The following is a 19,368-nucleotide window of genomic DNA, read 5'->3' as shown; positions in this document are numbered from 1 at the left end:
AACGCATCAGGCGCTTTCAGATAATGCGTCGTTGCCAAATCCTGACATGATTTAAAGCTGACTTTTTTCCGGCGTGTCATTAGGATAGCGAGACTTATCTGTCTTGTTGGAGAGACCATGCGCACATTGTGGCGAATTATCGCCGGTTTTTTTAAGTGGACCTGGCGTCTTCTTAATTTCGTCAGAGAATTCATTCTCAACGTTTTTCTTATCCTGATCATTCTGGCTGGCGTGGGCATCTGGTATGCCGTGCAGGACAAACCCGTCGACACCACCAAAGGTGCGCTGCTGGTTGACCTGAGCGGTTCCGTGGTGGATAAGCCTTCGGTGAATAATAAAGTCCGTCAGTGGGGCCGCGAATTGCTGGGTACGTCGAGCAGCCGCTTGCAGGAGAATTCCCTGTTTGATCTGGTCGATACCCTTCGCGCAGCGAAAGATGACAAAAACGTCACCGGCATTGTTTTGCAGCTGACCGATTTCACCGGCACTGACCAGGCTTCTATGCAATATATTGGCAAGGCGCTGCGTGAGTTCCGTGACGCGGGTAAACCGGTTTATGCCATCGGCGACAGCTATAACCAGTCGCAATATTATCTGGCGAGCTACGCCAACAAAATCTACATGTCGCCACAAGGCGCGGTGGACTTGCATGGTTTTGCGACCAACAATCTGTATTACAAATCCCTGCTTGAGAAGCTGAAAGTCACGACCAATATTTTCCGCGTCGGGACCTATAAATCCGCCGTTGAACCGCTGATCCGTGACGATATGTCCCCTGCCGCACGCGAAGCAGACAGTCGCTGGGTGGGTGGATTGTGGACCAACTATCTCAATACCGTATCGGCAAACCGTCAGATTACGCCTGAACAATTGTTCCCTGGCGCGGCGGGTGTCTTAGCGGGTATGCAGGCTACGGGCGGTGATATGGCGCAGTACGCGCTGAAAGCCAAACTGGTCGATGCACTGGCTTCCCGTACCGAAGCGGACAACGAGATGGTGAAAGCCTTTGGCTGGAATAAAGACACCAAAGACTTTAATTACACCAGCATCTACGATTATTCGCCGAAGCCAAAACCGGACAATAACGATCCACAAATCGCGGTGATCTTCGCGACCGGTGCGATCAACGACGGTGAAGAACAACCGGGTGCCGTCGGTGGCGACACGACCGCGCAGCAAATTCGTGATGCCCGCCTGGATCCGAAAGTGAAAGCGATTGTCTTGCGCGTCAACAGCCCGGGCGGCAGCGTCAGTGCCTCTGAAGTGATCCGATCTGAACTGGCTGCTGCGAAAGCCGCAGGCAAACCGATCGTGGTTTCTATGGGCGGCATGGCGGCCTCTGGCGGTTACTGGATTTCAACACCCGCGAACTACATCATCGCCAGCCCGAGCACCCTCACCGGCTCCATCGGTATCTTTGGCGTGATCAACACCTATCAGAACACGCTGGATTACGCCGGCGTTCATACTGATGGTGTGGCGACATCGCCGCTGGCGGATATCGCTTCCACTAAAGCGTTACCACCGGAATTCTCGCAGATGATGCAGCTGAACATAGAGAATGGTTATAAAACCTTCCTCGGTCTGGTTGCGGATTCACGCCACAAAACGCCTGAAGAAATTGATCAGATTGCACAAGGCCACGTGTGGATTGGTTCGGATGCCAAGGCCAATGGTCTGGTGGATGAACTGGGTGATTTCGATGACGCCGTGAAGAAAGCCGCTGAGCTGGCGAAACTGCCGAAATGGCAGCTGAACTGGTATGTCAGTGAGCCAAGCCTGAGCGACCTGGTGTTCTCACAGGTAAGTGCGTCGGTTCATGCCATGCTGCCAGCGGCGATTCAGGCTTATCTGCCTGCGCCAGTGAGCAAAATGGCGATGGAGCTGAAATCGCAAGCTGACCTGTTCAGCAACATGAACGACCCGCAAAACCGTTACGCACTTTGCCTGACCTGTGGTGATGTGAAGTAACGTTCCGTTTTTGGGATAAAGAATCGCCATAATGCACTGCCCGGAGCTTTCTCTGAAAACTCCGGGCTTTTTTATGGTGGGACACCCGCCGCGAAGCCTTTATACTTAGCGCAGTTGCTTTCACCTTTCTAAATAAAGAACATCTTCGATGACTAAAAAATCTATTTACGTTGCCTACACCGGCGGCACAATCGGTATGCAGCGTTCTGAACAGGGTTACATTCCGGTTTCCGGACATTTACAGCGTCAGCTGGCACTAATGCCTGAATTCCATCGTCCTGAAATGCCTGAATTCACCATTAAGGAATATGCGCCACTGATGGATTCTTCCGACATGACGCCGGAAGACTGGCAGCATATCGCCGATGATATTCAGGCGCATTACGACGAGTATGACGGTTTCGTTATCCTGCACGGCACGGATACCATGGCATTCACCGCTTCTGCGCTGTCGTTCATGCTGGAAAATCTCAGCAAGCCGGTAATTGTGACAGGGTCACAAATTCCGCTCGAAGCGTTGCGTTCTGACGGACAGATCAACCTGCTGAACTCGCTGTACATCGCGGCGAACCATCCGGTTAACGAAGTCACCCTGTTCTTTAACAACCGTCTGTATCGCGGTAACCGCAGCACCAAAGCGCACGCCGATGGTTTTGATGCCTTTGCATCACCGAATCTTTCGCCCCTGCTGGAAGCCGGGATCCACATCCGCCGTCTTTCTACCCCATCACTGCCGGAAGTGCCTGCAGCAAAGCTGAAGGTTCATCACATCACCCCGCAGCCTATCGGCGTGGTGACAATTTATCCGGGTATTTCTGCTGAAGTGGTGCAGAACTTTCTGATGCAACCGGTGAAAGCCCTGATCCTGCGCTCTTACGGTGTCGGCAACGCGCCACAAAAAGGTGATCTGCTGAAAGTGCTGAAAGACGCTTCTGAGCGCGGCATTGTGGTGGTTAATCTGACCCAATGCATCTCGGGGCGCGTCAATATGGGCGGCTATGCGACCGGTAACGCGCTGGCGCACTCGGGCGTGATCAGCGGGTTTGATATGACCGTCGAAGCGGCGCTGACCAAACTGCATTACCTGCTTAGCCAGACACATACTCCGGAAGAAATCCGCGAGCTGATGCAGCAGAACCTGCGTGGCGAACTGACCGAATAAATAAGGGACGATATGAAATCTGCTTTGTTGCTGGTCGATCTGCAAAATGATTTTTGTCGCGGCGGCGCGCTGGCGGTCACTGACGGCGATGATACGATTGCGGTGGCTAATCAGATGATGCCGTGGTGTAAAAGCCATGACATCGCGGTACTTGCCTCGCAGGACTGGCATCCTGCCGGCCATCGCAGCTTTGCCACCAACTCGCACGCAGAGCCCTGGACACAGGGCGAACTGAACGGGCTGCCGCAAGTCTGGTGGCCGGTTCATTGCGTTCAGCAGGAACCCGGCGCTGAGTTCCATCCTGCCCTGAACATGCCGCTGGTAGACTTTGTGGTGCAGAAAGGCACCAATCCGGATATCGACAGTTATAGTGCCTTTTTCGACAATGGCCATCGCGCAGCCACCGTGCTGAACGACTGGCTGAAAGCGGCAAAGGTGACTCATTTGTATGTGATGGGGCTGGCCACGGATTACTGCGTAAAATTCACTGTGCTGGACGCACTGGAACTGGGTTATCAGGTGACGTTGCTGACCGATGGTTGTCGTGGCGTGAACTTACAGCCGGAAGACAGTGCGCAGGCAGTTGAAGCGATGCGGATGGCGGGTGCGCTGATTGAAACGTCTGGGTCTGTATTGGGGTAAATTATGCCGTCCTGCAATATGAAGTAATGCGGGGATAAAACCGGCTAAATTGATGTCCGTATTAAGATAAAATTTAAGGTGAATTCCTTTGATTTCATACTGTTAACGTCAATTCTAAGGCGCTATTTAGCGCCCTTTTTTATTGGTATGTATTAACGTCACTGAATTACTCAGGCTTAAGCTTTATCAGCGTCTGTTGCGCGAACTGTTGTTTAAGTTCCTGCTTACTTTTGGTGACGATCTGCCCGTCAGTGCCGATGCTCATGTGCTGGGCGTCTACGTTGTGACGTGACTGATACAGCATCACGGCCTGCAGGCTATGGTCTTTCTGTTCCGGCGTCAGCGCCACGCCATCAGGCCACTTGCCGAGTTCAACGGCCTGCACCAGACGTGCATAGATTTCCGGTGTCATTACATCAATGAGTTGATTAATTTCCATCTGACTGAGCCCTCAGCTCCACGCGATTATTCAAAGGGTTTTGAATAATAGCTGAATCGATTTTGTCGGGTAGATTACATCGCACTTTTGCGACACTTTACCCGGCGGTTATGTCACCACTCCGGCCATCAGTGAAACGCATTGAGGCCGAATTCACACAGTAACGTTCGCCTGTCGGCTTTGGGCCGTCCGGGAAAACGTGTCCCAGATGCGCTTCACATCCTGAGCAGCGTATCTCAACGCGTTGCATATTATGTGCTTTATCAGTGAGATATTTAATCGCATCAGGCTGTAACGGCTGGTAAAAACTTGGCCAGCCGCATCCGGAATCGTATTTGGTATCAGAATAGAACAACGCAGTTCCGCAGACTATGCAATGGTAAATGCCTTCACGACGGTTGTGCAGTAACTTTCCTGAGAATGGAGGCTCTGTTCCGTGATCCTGTGTGACATAACGTTGAATTTCAGTGAGTTGCTCAAGTGTAGGGGAAGATTTGGCTTCGCTGCTCATGATTATCGTTCTCTGACGAATATAAAAATCAACTAAAATAACAGTTTATAATAACAAAAAATTAACAACAGGTCTGCCTCTTTTGGCCTAAACTGTATGGCATCAGCGTTACCTGACTCGCAACTTGTGATGGCGATCACACTCCTGTTCATCCGGTACTTTATATTCAGTTTTTCGCCCCCATGTGGTTGTAAGCCGATTAAGAAAACGGAACGTGCAATAAGCGAGCAATAGTAGGTCGTCGCTTTGACTTACAGCAATAATTGACACGATTCCGCTTGACGCTCAGCAAGGTTTTTGTAATTTTACAACCAACCTTTTATTCACTAAAAAAATAGCTGGTGGAATATATGACTATCAAAGTAGGTATCAACGGTTTTGGCCGTATCGGTCGCATTGTTTTCCGTGCTGCTCAAGAACGTTCTGACATCGAGATCGTAGCAATCAACGATCTGTTAGACGCGGACTACATGGCATACATGCTGAAGTACGACTCAACTCATGGTCGTTTCAACGGTACTGTTGAAGTTAAAGACGGTCACCTGGTTGTTAACGGCAAAACCATCCGTGTTACCGCTGAGCGTGACCCAGCTAACCTGAAATGGAACGAAGTTAACGTTGACGTTGTAGCTGAAGCTACTGGTCTGTTCCTGGATGATGCGACTGCTCGTAAGCACATCACTGCAGGCGCTAAGAAAGTTGTTCTGACTGGTCCTTCTAAAGACAACACCCCAATGTTCGTTATGGGCGTTAACCATAAAGAATACGCAGGTCAGGAAATCGTTTCTAACGCATCTTGCACCACTAACTGCCTGGCACCACTGGCTAAAGTTATCAACGACAACTTCGGTATCGTTGAAGCTCTGATGACCACTGTGCATGCAACTACCGCTACTCAGAAAACTGTTGATGGCCCGTCTCACAAAGACTGGCGCGGCGGCCGCGGCGCATCTCAGAACATCATCCCTTCTTCTACCGGTGCTGCTAAAGCAGTAGGTAAAGTAATCCCAGCTCTGAACGGCAAACTGACCGGTATGGCGTTCCGCGTTCCTACCCCTAACGTTTCTGTTGTTGACCTGACTGCACGTCTGGAAAAACCAGCTTCTTACAAAGAAATCTGCGCAGTGATCAAAGCAGCTTCTGAAGCAGGCGACCTGAAAGGCGTTCTGGGTTACACCGAAGACGACGTAGTCTCTACCGACTTCAACGGCGAAAAACTGACTTCCGTATTCGATGCGAAAGCTGGTATCGCTCTGAACGACAACTTTGTGAAACTGGTTTCCTGGTACGACAACGAAACTGGCTACTCAAACAAAGTATTGGATCTGATCGCTCACGTTTCCAAATAATTGGCAATGTGAATGAACTGATTGAAGGGCGACGCAAGTCGCCCTTTTGCTTTCTGTCGGATGCACTTTTTTATCAGCACATGAGTGCGATCAAACAGATGGATTTGGTTCATGTGTAGTCTTGGTTCAAAATCTTAGAAGTTTTAACCCTGACAGGACTTTAGATAATGACAGAACAACTCTTTACTCTTCCGGTCGTAAACCAGATCACTACCTCCGTCAGCCAGCGTCTTATCGACGAACTGCCGGTGCTCGTTGTTACCCATCCGAAAGTTCGTGCTGCGATTGCCCTGCAAGGCGCGCATCTGCTGGCATGGCAGCCTGAAGGTGAAGAACCTGTGCTGTGGATGAGCAGCGCCAGCGCGTTCAAAGAAGGCGTTGCTATTCGTGGCGGTATTCCAATTTGCTGGCCATGGTTTGGTCCGGCAGGTAAACCCTCACACGGTTTCGCCCGTAACATGCCATGGGAACTCACGGATCATCAGGAAACTGACGAAGGCGTTGTTCTCACCCTAACGCTGAAAAGCTCTCCTGAAACACTGGCTCTGTGGCCGCACGAATTTACGCTGACCGCACGCTTCACGCTCAGCGCAACCTGCCATATCGAACTGGAATCTACCGGTGATTTCGACGCTAACAGCGCCCTTCACACTTATTTCAATATCGGTGATATTGCCAGTGTGACTGTCAAAGGCCTGGGCAACAGCTTTATCGATAAAGTCGATGGCGCAAAAGCTAAACAGACCGAAGGCGACCTGACCTTTACAGGCCAGACGGACCGCATCTATACCCAGCCACGGGCCACCAGCGAAATCGTTGACCCGGTATTGAAACGTACTCTGGTTGTCGCACATGAAAACAATTCAGACGTTGTGGCCTGGAACCCGGGCTCTGAATTGTCTGTCAGCATGGCGGATATGCCAGATGACGGCTACAAAACCATGGTCTGTGTTGAAACCGCACAGGTTTCAGACAAGCACATTTCTACGCATGCAGCACCGGCGCGTCTGGCGGTGACTTTCTCCATCCGCAAATAATCGCTTTGAGATTGCAGCATAGATGACAAAGGGGCCAAAAGGCCCCTTTTTGCTGTCTGATGCAGGGAAAGATGAATGGCAGATTCAGACCATATCCAGCGGCATTTTATGTTTTGGTGCCGGAAAAGCGGTGTCAATTTGCGCTATTTCGTCATCCGTCAGACTTAACGTCATCGCTGCGGCATTATCTTTTACATGCTCTGGCTGCACAGCTTTTGGTATCGCAATCACGTTACCGGAACGTATTACCCAGGCCAATGCAATCTGTGAACTGCTGACTCCCCGCTCTTTGGCGATATTCTGCATCACCGTTGACGTCAGCACGTCGTGGCGTAACTTTCCCGCCTGAGCCAGAGGACAATAAGCCATCACCGGCACGCCGTGTTCTTCGCACCACGGCAGCAAATCGAATTCAATGCCACGTGCAGCCGCGTGATACAGCACCTGATTCGTCATACATTGTTCGCCACCGGGAATTTTCCACAGCGCCTGCATGTCGTCAGTATCCAGATTAGAGACACCCCAGCGGCGAATCTTGCCGGATTGTTGTAATTTTTCCATCGCGGCGACGGTGTCATGTAGCGGAATCGAACCACGCCAGTGCAACAGGTACAGGTCTATATAATCGGTTTGTAATCTTTTGAGGCTTTGCTCACAAGCTGTTATGGCTTTCGCGCCACCGGCGTTGTGCGGATAGACTTTGGATACCAGAAACACATCATCCCTTCGCCCTGCTATCGCTTCGCCGACCACTCTTTCTGCTCCACCGTCCGCATACATTTCTGCGGTATCGATCAGAGTCATACCGGCATCCAGCCCTTGTTTTAATGCATTCACTTCAGAGCGAATATCACTGTTCCGCTCCCCCATATACCAGGTACCTTGTCCGATTGCGGGTACAGTTTTCCCGTCTGGGAATTGCACGGTTTTCGCTTTCATCTGTTTCCTCCGGTCGGGTCGTGAGTCTCATTGTCGATAAAATTGATGAGCCATAAATGTGCAAATGGGGCGAAACGCCCCATTAATGTGCAATGTCAGCACCGTCGCGGTGCGTTGCATCAGAAGGTGTAAGTGACACCTGTCCAGACAATCGCCGAATATGACTTATCGACCATCGGGCTGTCTTTAACTTCGTCCGCTAAACGAATATAGCGGCCGGTGAAGAATGCCTGCCAGTCACGGGTAAAATTATATCGTGCAGAAAGCTCAGCATAAGGACTGAAACTATCATCAGCTGAATAGCTGCTCAGACCGCTGCGACGTGATTCACCTTTAGTCACACCATAGTAATAGTCATTCTGATTGCTGCTGTTGAACATCACACCGAACCCAGGCACCAGCGCCCAGTTATCCTGATGGATTGGATACAGGTAAGCAGCGTCCGCGACCAGACCATTACTGTTGTTCAGTACATCACCATTGAAGGTCGCGCGCAGCGTACCCCAGTCTTCAATATGTGAATACGCCAGACCAGCGTATAACGTGCCGCGACGTTTGTTCAGATGTTTCATCTGATGATCATCGCTGTCATCCGGGTCAAACCCAAATGGCACGTATGTCGTCGTAACGCTGAACTTATTCCTGTCGTCTTTCCACAGGTAGTAACCCGCAGTCAGTGATTTGAAATAGAAATCATCACCCTCATAAGACACCAGCGGTACCGGATAAACTTTGTTGTCATATCCACGATACGGGTTGACGTCACCCAATGCTGATGCGCCAAGTGACCAGGTGCCAGCCATGGCTGCATGGCTGCAAAGCACTGCCGCGCCCACGATGGACAGTGTTTTAAGGTTTGAAATTTTCATTGTCTTAATTCCATTAAGTAAAAAATCGTCGCTAGTGTAAATGAACCTTAAACATTGCGCTTAGCATTTACAGTTTTTAAGAATGTCCTGAACCGGTTTCATACCGTAAAACAGAGGCGATCGCATAATTTATCTGCAAAATATGAAATAAAAATGACTAAAGGAACAACATCCGCGCTGTAGAGCACGTCCTGTAAGGCTTTCCGGAGCATTGCCGACAACTGAGTCATTGATATGGCTTAAAAAACGCCCAACCCATAGAGGAAATTTTCTTAATGCCAAACTACGCTTATAAATAGATGAAAGACTTAGCCTGAACGGTTGCCCGCCCCACCGGATCTGACAGTAAACAAATCATCGTGACTTTCAGCTTTGAAGGGTTCTGCAAGTTGGCATAAGGGTTGCTGTAATTCAGGTGGGAGATCTTTCTTCCGGGGGCGCTAAAAAAAGCTCTCATTAACCTGTGCTATATCCAACTCATTGGAATTGCAGCAGACCAGCAGTTTCAAAGACGAAGGGTAAAATAACGAAGGACGGGCATCGTATGAACATATTTGACCACTATCGCCAGCGCTATGAGGCTGCCAAGGACGAAGAGTTCACACTGCAGGAATTTCTTACCATTGCACGGCAAGATCGCAGTGCTTATGTCAATGCGGCGGAACGTCTGTTGATGGCAATCGGTGAACCAGTGATGGTAGATACCGCGCTTGAACCACGCCTGTCGCGTTTATTCTCGAACCGTGTTGTTGCACGATACCCTGCATTTGAAGAGTTTTACGGCATGGAAGAGGCTATCGAACAGATTGTCTCCTACCTGAAACACGCCGCGCAGGGCCTGGAAGAAAAGAAACAAATCCTCTATTTACTGGGGCCGGTGGGTGGCGGTAAATCATCACTGGCCGAACGGCTGAAATCCCTGATGCAACGTGTACCGATTTATGTGCTGAGCGCTAACGGCGAACGCAGCCCGGTAAACGATCATCCTTTGTGTCTGTTTAACCCGCAGGAAGATGCGCATATTCTCGAAAAAGAATACAACATTCCTCCGCGCTATCTCGGCACCATCATGTCACCATGGGCGGCAAAACGTCTTCATGAATTCGGTGGTGACATCACGAAGTTTAAAGTGGTGAAAGTCTGGCCGTCGATTCTGGAACAAATTGCCATCGCCAAAACTGAACCGGGCGATGAGAACAATCAGGACATCTCCGCACTGGTCGGTAAAGTGGATATCCGTAAACTGGAAAACCACGCCCAGAACGATCCTGACGCTTATGGTTATTCAGGTGCTCTGTGCCGCGCAAACCAGGGTGTGATGGAATTCGTTGAGATGTTCAAAGCACCGATTAAAGTCCTGCACCCGTTACTGACTGCCACGCAGGAAGGTAACTATAACGGTACTGAAGGGATCTCTGCCCTGCCGTTCAACGGCATTATTCTGGCGCACTCCAATGAATCTGAGTGGGTGACGTTCCGTAACAACAAGAATAATGAAGCGTTCCTTGACCGTGTGTACATCGTGAAGGTGCCTTACTGCCTGCGCGTTTCTGAAGAGATGAAAATCTACGATAAACTGCTCAGCAACAGTGAACTGGCCCATGCTCCATGCGCACCGGGAACTCTGGAAACGCTCGCGCGCTTCTCTATTTTGTCGCGGCTGAAAACACCTGAAAACTCCAGCAGCTATTCCAAAATGCGGGTTTACGATGGTGAAAGCCTGAAAGATACCGATCCGAAAGCCAAGTCCTACCAGGAATACCGCGACTATGCGGGTGTGGACGAAGGCATGAATGGGCTGTCGACGCGTTTCGCATTTAAAATTCTGTCCCGCGTTTTCAACTTTGACCATGCAGAGGTTGCCGCCAACCCGGTTCATCTGTTCTATGTACTGGAACAGCAAATTGAACGCGAACAGTTTCCGCAGGACATCGCTGAAAAATATCTGGAGCACCTGAAAGGCTATCTGATCCCGAAATACGCTGAATTTATCGGCAAAGAGATCCAGACCGCTTACCTGGAATCCTATTCAGAATACGGACAAAACATTTTCGACCGTTATGTCACGTACGCTGATTTCTGGATACAGGATCAGGAATATCGCGACCCGGATACCGGACAACTGTTCGACCGTGAAGCACTGAATGCTGAGCTGGAGAAAATTGAAAAACCGGCCGGTATCAGCAATCCAAAAGATTTCCGCAACGAAATCGTCAACTTCGTGCTGCGTGCCCGCGCCAACAACAGCGGTCGCAATCCAAACTGGACCAGTTACGAAAAACTGCGCACGGTGATTGAGAAAAAAATGTTCTCAAATACTGAGGAATTACTGCCAGTTATCTCGTTTAACGCCAAGACGTCGACCGATGAACAGAAGAAACATGATGATTTTGTCGACAGAATGATGGAGAAAGGATATACACGCAAACAGGTTCGCCTGCTGTGTGAATGGTACCTGCGCGTAAGAAAATCCTCGTAACAGAGGATCGTTGGCAACGTCGTTTGGGGGAAATATGACGTATTTCATTGACCGTCGACTGAATGGCAAAAACAAAAGCGCAGTGAACCGCCAGCGCTTTTTGCGCCGCTATAAGTCGCAAATCAAACAGTCGATTGCCGAGGCCATCAATAAGCGTTCGGTTACCGACGTTGACAGCGGGGAGTCGGTTTCGATCCCCAATTCAGATATCAACGAACCCATGTTCCATCAGGGTCGCGGTGGCTTACGCCACCGTGTTCACCCCGGCAATGACCACTTTGTGCAGAATGACCGCATCGAACGACCGCAAGGGGGCGGTGGCGGTGGCAGTGGTCAGGGCGAAGCCAGTCAGGATGGTGAAGGTGAAGATGAGTTTTCATTCCAGATCTCCAAAGACGAATATCTCGATCTGTTATTTGAAGATCTGGCGCTGCCTAACCTGCGTAAAAACCAGCATAAGCAGCTGAACGAATTCAAAACCCACCGCTCCGGTTATACCTCTAACGGCGTACCGGCCAATATCAGTGTGGTGCGCTCTTTGCAAAACTCGCTGGCACGCCGTACGGCGATGACCGCGGGAAAAAAACGGGAGCTGCGTGAGCTGGAATCGACGCTGACCGAGGTCGAGCACAGCGAACCGGCACAGTTACTCGAAGAGGAACGGCTGCGTAAAGAAATCGCCGAGTTGCGGGCGAAAATCGCCAAAACGCCGTTTATTGATACCTTCGATTTACGTTATCGCAACTACGAACGTCGCCCTGAGCCTTCGAGCCAGGCGGTGATGTTCTGTCTGATGGATGTCTCCGGTTCGATGGATCAGGCAACCAAAGACATGGCCAAACGTTTCTATATTCTGCTCTATTTATTCCTGAGCCGGACCTATAAAAACGTTGATGTGGTCTATATCCGTCACCATACACAAGCGAAAGAAGTGGATGAACAGGAATTCTTCTACTCGCAGGAAACCGGCGGGACCATCGTTTCGAGCGCACTGAAACTGATGGATGACGTCATCAAGGAACGCTACGATCCGGCGCAGTGGAACATTTATGCGGCGCAGGCTTCCGATGGCGATAACTGGGCTGACGACTCCCCTCTTTGCCACCAGCTTCTGGCACAGAAGATCTTGCCGATGGTGCGTTATTACAGCTATATCGAAATCACCCGCCGCGCCCACCAGACGCTGTGGCGTGAATACGAAGTGTTGCAGGAGAAATTTGATAATTTCGCCATGCAACATATCCGCGAACAGGAAGATATTTATCCGGTGTTCAGGGAGCTGTTCCATAAGCAGGTTCAGGATCACTAATCTTTAGCCTTTCAAAAACAGCGGATTATTTATTAATGACCCGCTGTTTTTTTATCTCTTACAAAACCGCATCAGACTTTGGGATATTTTTGAAATACAGTCTAAACTTCAGGGGAGCAAAGCAATTACTTACCTCTACAAAAGGATGCTGTATATGAAAAAGATTACTTTAGCTACCACTCTGCTTATTTCTGCCTTTTCTTTCAGTGCATTGGCTGCCGATCAGGTATCCAAAGAAGAAGTCGCCCACTTTAAACTGGTAAAAATTGGCAACATTCAGGTGGCTGAATCCGGCGGGAAAGTCGGTTCTCCAAGTGAGTTGCACGATGAGCTGTCAAAGTTAGCAGATGAGAAAGGCGGTAAATATTACCATATCATCGCCGCTGGCCAGAAAGGCCCGAATTTTGAAGCGATTGCCACGGTATATAAAGACGCAGACAAATAGTGATGGTTCAGAAATAACGAAACCACGCCTGAGTGCGTGGTTTTTTTTGCCCAAAAAACCTGTAAAGCACGCTGAAAATAACCCATAAAAAAAGCCAGAGGCATCTTCCCTCTGGCTTTTTGACATTATTTCCCCACAGGGGAATTACATGCCGTACACCAGGTTTACAGACGTCACGGTATCGGTTTTATCCGGCGCGCTGGCTGGTGGTTTGGTGTTATAAGTTACGTCATACGCCACTTTCAGGGAGAAATGGGAGTTGATCGCAACGGTCAGCGCAGTTTCAGAGTTCAGCGTGGTTTCATCGTTCGCTAAAACAGAAACGCCTTGCGTGAAGCGCGCAGTATCACTGATCTGATAGCCGTAAGTGCCTGAACCGTACGCCAGGGCACGGGTGGTGTTACCACCTTGCTGGAATTCATCATGACGAACACCCGGACCCGCTTCCAGGTTCAACGTGTGAACCGGACCGCTCCAGATCTGACGACCATAACCCACCGCACCGACAGTACGTGAGCGGTAACCGTTATAACGGTCGCTCAGCCAGCTGCCCTGGCCGAAAACATAGTTCGCATTATCGAGGTTATAACGGGTACGGCCACCGGCCTGATACTTCTCGGATGAACGCACACCGGAAGAAGAAGTATTACGCGCAGAACCCCACAGGCTATAAGCCGTGTTGGTATCAAACCAGGTCATGGTGGTATCAGCATTCAGCGTGGAGTTGCTGGTGTTACCCGTTTGCGCGCTGTAACCCGCCTGAACGTTGCCTTCGAAAGGCTTTTTCGCCTGAGCAGGGTCATCTAACGCAGTGAAGATGGTGGTGTCTGCAAGGCTTGAGATACTGAACAGCGCTGCGCCACAGACAATGGCACAAGCTGGTAAACGACGTACAACCCGAAAAAACATTTTGTTTCCCCAATAAGACTTAAGGCAAATAACGACATTAAAACCACACGATGTATGCCATTAATTAGGATCCGTTAATCAAGCCTGGCAACTCCATTTCGATGGCATATGCATACAAATATTTCTACCGCAACAAATATAACGCACTCAGCCCAGGATATCTTAATAAAGCGGCTTTTTTAGATAGTTCTGAATGACATATATTTCCTGCAATAGAAACATACGCAATCATTACATTTCCCTTCATTGATTTCTTATTTTCAACGCCGGTCAGTAATAACTCATCACGTGCCACACTTTACTTCTTTCCTGCCGCTTTGGTTCGAAATATTGCGAGCCGGCAGCGTACAGATTTCCGCCGAACTCTTCGCTGAATCTTGTCCTTTTGAGCGATGCGGGGTAGTTTTATCCTGATAACGTCTTATTTTTGCCTCGGGTTCCTCGAAGGCAGCCTTCAGGAGGAGTGGTCATGGCTTTACAAAAAGAGATTATTCAGGCTCTGCACGTTAAACCGCATATCGATGCCGCACAGGAAGTCCGTGTCAGCGTCGATTTTCTCAAAAGTTATCTGCTGGCCCATCCGTTCATCAGGACACTGGTATTGGGTATCAGCGGCGGGCAGGATTCTACTCTCACCGGCAAACTTTGCCAAATAGCAATTAGCGAATTACGCGCAGAAACTCACGAAGCCGATTATCAGTTCATCGCTGTCCGTTTGCCGTATGGCGTGCAGGCCGATGAATCCGACTGTCAGGATGCCATCGCGTTCATCCAGCCTGATCAGGTTCTGACCGTCAATATTAAGAATGCCGTGCTGGCGAGCGAAGCCACCTTGCGTGAAATCGGCATCGAGCTGAGCGATTTCATTAAAGGTAATGAAAAAGCCCGCGAGCGCATGAAAGCGCAGTACAGCATTGCAGGGATGAAGAAAGGTGTGGTGGTGGGCACTGACCATGCGGCAGAAGCCGTGACCGGATTCTTCACCAAATACGGTGATGGCGGCACGGACATTAACCCGATTTTCCGTCTGAACAAGCGTCAGGGTAAAGCGCTACTCAAAGAACTTGGCTGCCCGGAACATTTGTATACCAAGGCGCCTACGGCAGACCTGGAAGAAAACCGCCCTGCTTTGCCGGATGAAGTTGCGCTTGGCGTAACCTACGAAATGATCGACGATTATCTCGAAGGCAAAAAAGTCGACGATAAATATGCCGCGATTATTGAAGGCTGGTATCTGCGTACTGAACATAAACGCCAGCCACCGGTCACGGTGTTTGATGATTTCTGGAAGAAAAAATAAGCCTTCCGGCATCTCTGCGTTAACGGACACTGACGGGTGTCCGTTTTTATTCACAAGTCCTTCCCGCGCGATTATCACAAGCTGCTTTCCATTCTTTAACTAAATCATTACCCTTAGCCTCCTTTCGGATGACTGACAGTGATGTTTTCAATGCAAAAATTCCTTTTCGTGCTGCTGAGCCTGGTACTGCTTGGCCCTCTGGGTATCGACCTCTACCTTCCGGCGATCCCGGCGATTGCTCTGGGTCTGAACAGCACAGAAGCGATCATTCAGTCCTCAATTTCACTTTTCATTCTGGTGATGGGACTCGGTCAGCTGGTGGCCGGGCCGCTGGTTGATAAATTCGGGCGTCGCCCCATCGCCATCATCGGCGTGGTGATTTATCTGGCAGGCGCGATCGTTGCCGCTACGGCCGTCGCACCCTGGATGTTTCTGCTGTCGCGCGTCATTCAAGGGCTGGCGGTCTGTTGCACGTCGGTGGTGATTTTCAGCGGGGTGCGTGACCGGATGAGCGGCAACGATGCTGCCCGCGCGTACGGTTTTCTCAATGGCACGCTCAATATCATCCCTGCTCTGGCGCCGCTGATTGGCGGACTGATTGCACAATATTACGGATGGCGCGCACCGTTCTGGGCGCTGGCGGGTTATACGCTGGCGGTTCTGCTGCTGGTCATTTTCAAATTGCCTGAAACCCGTCCGGCCGGCACGCAAACCAATACGGGACTGCCGTTCCGTCAGTACGCACGCATCTTGTTTAATGCCCGCTTTATCACTTTCGCACTGGTCAATGCCGGCGCAATGGGCATGGCGCTGACGTACGTTTCTCTGGCACCGACGGTGCTGATGAATATTGCCGGACTGACACCACTGGAATTCTCGCTGGTATTCGGCGCAAATGGATTCTGGATCATGGGAATGAGTTTTATCGCCAACCGGATCATCCGCAAAGTGGGACGTCCGGTGTGCCTGAAAACGGGCGGTCTTCTGATGTTTATCGGTTGTCTCGGACTGATAGCAGGCATAACCCTGGTTCCGCCAGCTGAACAGACCGCAACCTGGTTATATATGTTGCCGGTAGCCAGCGCCTGCGCCGGTCTGGCGTTCCTGATGGGGCCAGCGACCAGCTATGCGCTGGAGCCATTTTCCGCCGAAGCAGGCGTGGCTTCCGCGCTGGTCGGTTCGGTGCAGATGGCCGGTGGCGCCCTGCTGGGCTTTATTGCGATGGCGTTGCCGTTGCAGCCGAAGCTGAGTCTGGCGCTGGTGATGCTGGCGGGAGGATGTCTGGCGATGCTGGCACGCCGTGCAAGTAAGAAATCGACGGGTCGTCTGACCCGCCTGGAACAATAACAGATCTCTTTAGTCGATTGTCGTCACCGGTACGCGGGGTGCCAGCGCACTCAGCAGCTCATAGCCCAGCGTACCGCAGGCCGTTGCCACATCATCTACCGGTAAATGCTTACCCCATAATTCTACAGGCGAACCGATTTTCGCCTGCGGACACGGCGTGAGGTCGACAGCCAGCATATCCATTGATACCGTCCCCACCGTCGTTGTGCGCACGCCTTCCACCCACACGGGTGTTCCGGTCGGCGCGTGACGCGGATAACCGTCCGCATAGCCGCAAGCGACCACTCCCACCCGCTGCGGGCCCGTCACGTGATAACGGCCGCCGTAGCCCACGCGATCACCTGTCTTCAGCTCCTGCAGGGCAATCAGCTCGCTTTTTAACGTCATCACCGGTTGCAGACCGGTATGCGCGATATCTTTCCACTCACCGCTCGGCGACGCACCATAGATAATAATCCCCGGACGGACCCAGTCATGATGGGTGTGCGGATGCCACAAAGTTGCCGCCGAGTTCGCCAGACACCGTGGCCCGCTGATATTCAGCCCGGCCAGATTAATCGTTGCCATCTGGGCATCGACACCTTCGACACTGTCGGCGGTCGCGAAATGACTCATCAGGGTGAGCTCACCTACCTGTTTCATTTCACGCAGTTGTTGCCACACAGCGCCCGCCCGGTCCGGGGAAAATCCCAGCCGGTTCATCCCGCTGTTCACTTTCAGGTAAACATCAACGGACTGGCTAAATTGTGCTTCAGCAAGCGCCTTAATCTGCCAGTCACTGTGAACGGCGGTCGTCAGACGATATTTTTCAACGATGACTAAATCCTGTGCAGTGAAAAATCCTTCCAGCAGTAAAATCGGCCCCTGCCAGCCCGCTTCGCGCAGCAAAACGGCTTCGTGGAAATCGAGTAATGCAAAGCCATCAGTGGATGACAAACTGCGCCAGATACGCGAAATTCCGTGTCCGTAGCCATTGGCTTTTACGACAGTCCAGACTTTGCTGTCAGGTGCAAAGCCGCGAATGATGTTCAGATTTTGGGTTAATGCTGAAAGAGATAATGTGGCAGAAATCGGGCGAGGCATACCAGCTCCGGCAGTAAGCAAAGTAATGCCCATGCAGTGTCAGGCACGGCATGGGAAAGAATGGCAGCAGACTCAGCCTACCGGATGCATTTTATGCGGCCCCGCAGGACGCGCGATAAAATCCGGGCTGTAACGCTCAACCGATAAATCATCAGACGGGATCGCAGGAGTCACGCCCGACATAATATCTGACAGCAATTGCCCCGAGCCACAGGCCATTGTCCAGCCCAGCGTGCCATGACCGGTATTCAGATAAAGATTTTTGATGCGTGTGCGACCAACAATCGGCGTACCGTCCGGCGTCATCGGGCGCAGACCGGTCCAGAACGTTGCCTGTTCGACATTGCCACCGTTCGGATAAAGATCTCTTACCACCATCTCCAGCGTTTCACGTCGCGCCTGTGCCAGTTTAAGATTGAATCCGACAATTTCTGCCATCCCGCCGACACGAATACGGTTATCAAAACGGGTGATGGCAATTTTATAAGTTTCATCCAGCACGGTTGAAACCGGCGCGGAAGCAGGGTCGGTAATCGGAATGGTCAGGGAATACCCTTTCAGCGGGTAAACCGGAATGGACACCAGATCGCGAAGCAATGCTGTGGAATACGAACCGAACGCCACCACATAAGCATCGGCTTTTACCACCTCATCGCCACATTGCACGCCGGTGATTTCGCCATTTTCTACATGCAGTTTATCTACCGTGCGGTTAAATTCGAAGACAACGCCTGCCTGACGCGCCATTTCCGCCAGTTTACGGGTGAACATCTGGCAGTCGCCGGTTTCATCATTCGGCAAACGCAGACCACCGGTCAGTTTATGTGCGACCTGCGCCAGCGCAGGTTCCGCGGTGGCCAGCTGACTGGATTCCAGCAACTGATACGGCACACCCGCATCGTCCAGAACCGCAATATCTTTGGATGCACTTTCAAACTGCTGAGCGGTACGGAACAGTTGCAACGTCCCGCCCTGACGGCCTTCGTACTGAATACCGGTATCGTCACGCAGTGCTTTCATGCAGTCACGGCTATATTCCGCCAGACGCACCATACGGCTTTTGTTGGTCTGATAATGGTTCATGTCGCAGTTGCGCAGCATCTGCCACATCCATTTGAGCTGGAACTGTGTGCCATCGAGACGGATTGCCAGCGGCGCATGTTTCTGGAACATCCATTTCACCGCCTTGACCGGAACGCCCGGAGCCGCCCACGGTGCGGCATAGCCCGGCGAGATCTGCCCTGCATTACCCGCGCTGGTTTCTTCAGCCGGGCCGGACTGACGGTCAATGACCGTCACCTGATGCCCCGCTTTTGCCAGATACCATGCACTGGCGACACCGACCACACCACTGCCTAAAATGACCACACGCATATCGACTCCACTCCACGCCCTAACAAAGCATAATATTCTGATGACAGGAAATTAACCTGACTGAGAAAAATCACCAACACAGACACTCATAACCGTGAGGTCTTTCACAATTATTTATCGTTCATAACCGTATTTATTTCAATAGGGTCAAATAAATAACGATATCTCGCAACATTTAAGCCATCAGGAAAGAAAATTATGGT

Annotated in this window: 18 protein-coding genes; 10 read left to right on the top strand and 8 right to left on the bottom strand. The window is 50.9% G+C overall.

What is annotated here, in order from left to right; genetic code table 11:
• Positions 1–117: 117 nt before the first annotated feature.
• The 3 genes from sppA (at position 118) to pncA (ending at position 3,775) form a co-directional block, all read left to right on the top strand.
• Entirely contained in the window at positions 118–1,971 is a 1,854-nt protein-coding gene (sppA, locus tag J1778_RS02945) for a signal peptide peptidase SppA (RefSeq protein WP_217171913.1), read from the top strand.
• 148 nt (positions 1,972–2,119) lie between these two features.
• On the top strand, positions 2,120–3,133 hold the full coding sequence (ansA, locus tag J1778_RS02940) for an asparaginase (RefSeq protein WP_217171912.1): 1,014 nt from the start codon (positions 2,120–2,122) through the stop codon (positions 3,131–3,133).
• A gap of 12 nt (positions 3,134–3,145) precedes the next feature.
• Positions 3,146–3,775 (top strand): bifunctional nicotinamidase/pyrazinamidase, encoded by a 630-nt coding sequence (gene pncA, locus J1778_RS02935; RefSeq protein WP_217171911.1) that lies wholly within the window; start codon positions 3,146–3,148, stop codon positions 3,773–3,775.
• Between the two features lie 166 nt (positions 3,776–3,941).
• Here the strand turns inward: pncA and J1778_RS02930 are convergent, their stop codons facing one another.
• The gene (locus J1778_RS02930) at positions 3,942–4,214 is read right to left on the bottom strand and encodes a YeaC family protein (RefSeq protein WP_217171910.1); all 273 of its coding nucleotides are present in this window, start codon (positions 4,212–4,214) and stop codon (positions 3,942–3,944) included.
• Positions 4,215–4,311: 97 nt separating this feature from the next.
• Positions 4,312–4,725, bottom strand: coding sequence for a peptide-methionine (R)-S-oxide reductase MsrB (gene msrB, locus J1778_RS02925; protein ID WP_217171909.1), 414 nt, complete (start codon positions 4,723–4,725; stop codon positions 4,312–4,314).
• Between the two features lie 350 nt (positions 4,726–5,075).
• Between msrB and gapA the strand changes: the two genes are divergently transcribed.
• Positions 5,076–6,074 (top strand): glyceraldehyde-3-phosphate dehydrogenase, encoded by a 999-nt coding sequence (gene gapA / locus J1778_RS02920; RefSeq protein WP_013575362.1) that lies wholly within the window; start codon positions 5,076–5,078, stop codon positions 6,072–6,074.
• 167 nt (positions 6,075–6,241) lie between these two features.
• Entirely contained in the window at positions 6,242–7,111 is an 870-nt protein-coding gene (locus J1778_RS02915) for a D-hexose-6-phosphate mutarotase (RefSeq protein ID WP_217171908.1), read from the top strand.
• A gap of 84 nt (positions 7,112–7,195) precedes the next feature.
• On the opposite strand, the gene J1778_RS02910 is transcribed toward J1778_RS02915, so the two are convergent.
• A complete protein-coding gene (locus J1778_RS02910; RefSeq protein WP_217171907.1) occupies positions 7,196–8,050 on the bottom strand; it encodes an aldo/keto reductase in 855 nt (284 codons plus the stop codon).
• Between the two features lie 119 nt (positions 8,051–8,169).
• The gene (locus tag J1778_RS02905) at positions 8,170–8,919 is read right to left on the bottom strand and encodes a MipA/OmpV family protein (protein WP_217171906.1); all 750 of its coding nucleotides are present in this window, start codon (positions 8,917–8,919) and stop codon (positions 8,170–8,172) included.
• 544 nt (positions 8,920–9,463) lie between these two features.
• Here J1778_RS02905 and yeaG point away from each other — a divergent pair.
• From yeaG to J1778_RS02890, 3 genes are all read left to right on the top strand, one after another.
• The gene (gene yeaG / locus J1778_RS02900) at positions 9,464–11,398 is read left to right on the top strand and encodes a protein kinase YeaG (protein WP_217171905.1); all 1,935 of its coding nucleotides are present in this window, start codon (positions 9,464–9,466) and stop codon (positions 11,396–11,398) included.
• 34 nt (positions 11,399–11,432) lie between these two features.
• Positions 11,433–12,707, top strand: a complete 1,275-nt coding sequence (locus tag J1778_RS02895) for a YeaH/YhbH family protein (protein ID WP_217171904.1) — start codon at positions 11,433–11,435, stop codon at positions 12,705–12,707.
• A 154-nt stretch (positions 12,708–12,861) separates the two neighbouring features.
• Entirely contained in the window at positions 12,862–13,152 is a 291-nt protein-coding gene (locus J1778_RS02890; RefSeq protein ID WP_217171903.1) for a YdgH/BhsA/McbA family protein, read from the top strand.
• A gap of 144 nt (positions 13,153–13,296) precedes the next feature.
• Here J1778_RS02890 and J1778_RS02885 read toward each other — a convergent pair whose 3' ends face one another.
• Complete coding sequence (locus tag J1778_RS02885; protein ID WP_217171902.1) at positions 13,297–14,061, bottom strand: DUF481 domain-containing protein; 765 nt, start codon at positions 14,059–14,061, stop codon at positions 13,297–13,299.
• 124 nt (positions 14,062–14,185) lie between these two features.
• A complete protein-coding gene (locus tag J1778_RS02880) occupies positions 14,186–14,356 on the bottom strand; it encodes a hypothetical protein (RefSeq protein ID WP_217171901.1) in 171 nt (56 codons plus the stop codon).
• Between the two features lie 174 nt (positions 14,357–14,530).
• Between J1778_RS02880 and nadE the strand changes: the two genes are divergently transcribed.
• Both nadE and J1778_RS02870 read left to right on the top strand, forming a co-directional pair.
• Complete coding sequence (nadE, locus tag J1778_RS02875) at positions 14,531–15,361, top strand: ammonia-dependent NAD(+) synthetase (protein WP_217171900.1); 831 nt, start codon at positions 14,531–14,533, stop codon at positions 15,359–15,361.
• A gap of 150 nt (positions 15,362–15,511) precedes the next feature.
• A complete protein-coding gene (locus tag J1778_RS02870; RefSeq protein ID WP_217171899.1) occupies positions 15,512–16,708 on the top strand; it encodes a multidrug effflux MFS transporter in 1,197 nt (398 codons plus the stop codon).
• 9 nt (positions 16,709–16,717) lie between these two features.
• On the opposite strand, the gene dadX is transcribed toward J1778_RS02870, so the two are convergent.
• Positions 16,718–17,791, bottom strand: coding sequence for a catabolic alanine racemase DadX (dadX, locus tag J1778_RS02865; RefSeq protein ID WP_217171898.1), 1,074 nt, complete (start codon positions 17,789–17,791; stop codon positions 16,718–16,720).
• Positions 17,792–17,863: 72 nt separating this feature from the next.
• Complete coding sequence (locus tag J1778_RS02860; RefSeq protein ID WP_217171897.1) at positions 17,864–19,165, bottom strand: D-amino acid dehydrogenase; 1,302 nt, start codon at positions 19,163–19,165, stop codon at positions 17,864–17,866.
• Positions 19,166–19,368 lie beyond the last annotated feature (203 nt).

Origin of the sequence: Rahnella bonaserana, from assembly GCF_019049675.1 — a bacterium.
In the GTDB taxonomy this organism is placed as follows: Bacteria; Pseudomonadota; Gammaproteobacteria; order Enterobacterales; family Enterobacteriaceae; genus Rahnella; species Rahnella bonaserana.
This window is presented reverse-complemented; position numbering and strand designations above follow the sequence as displayed.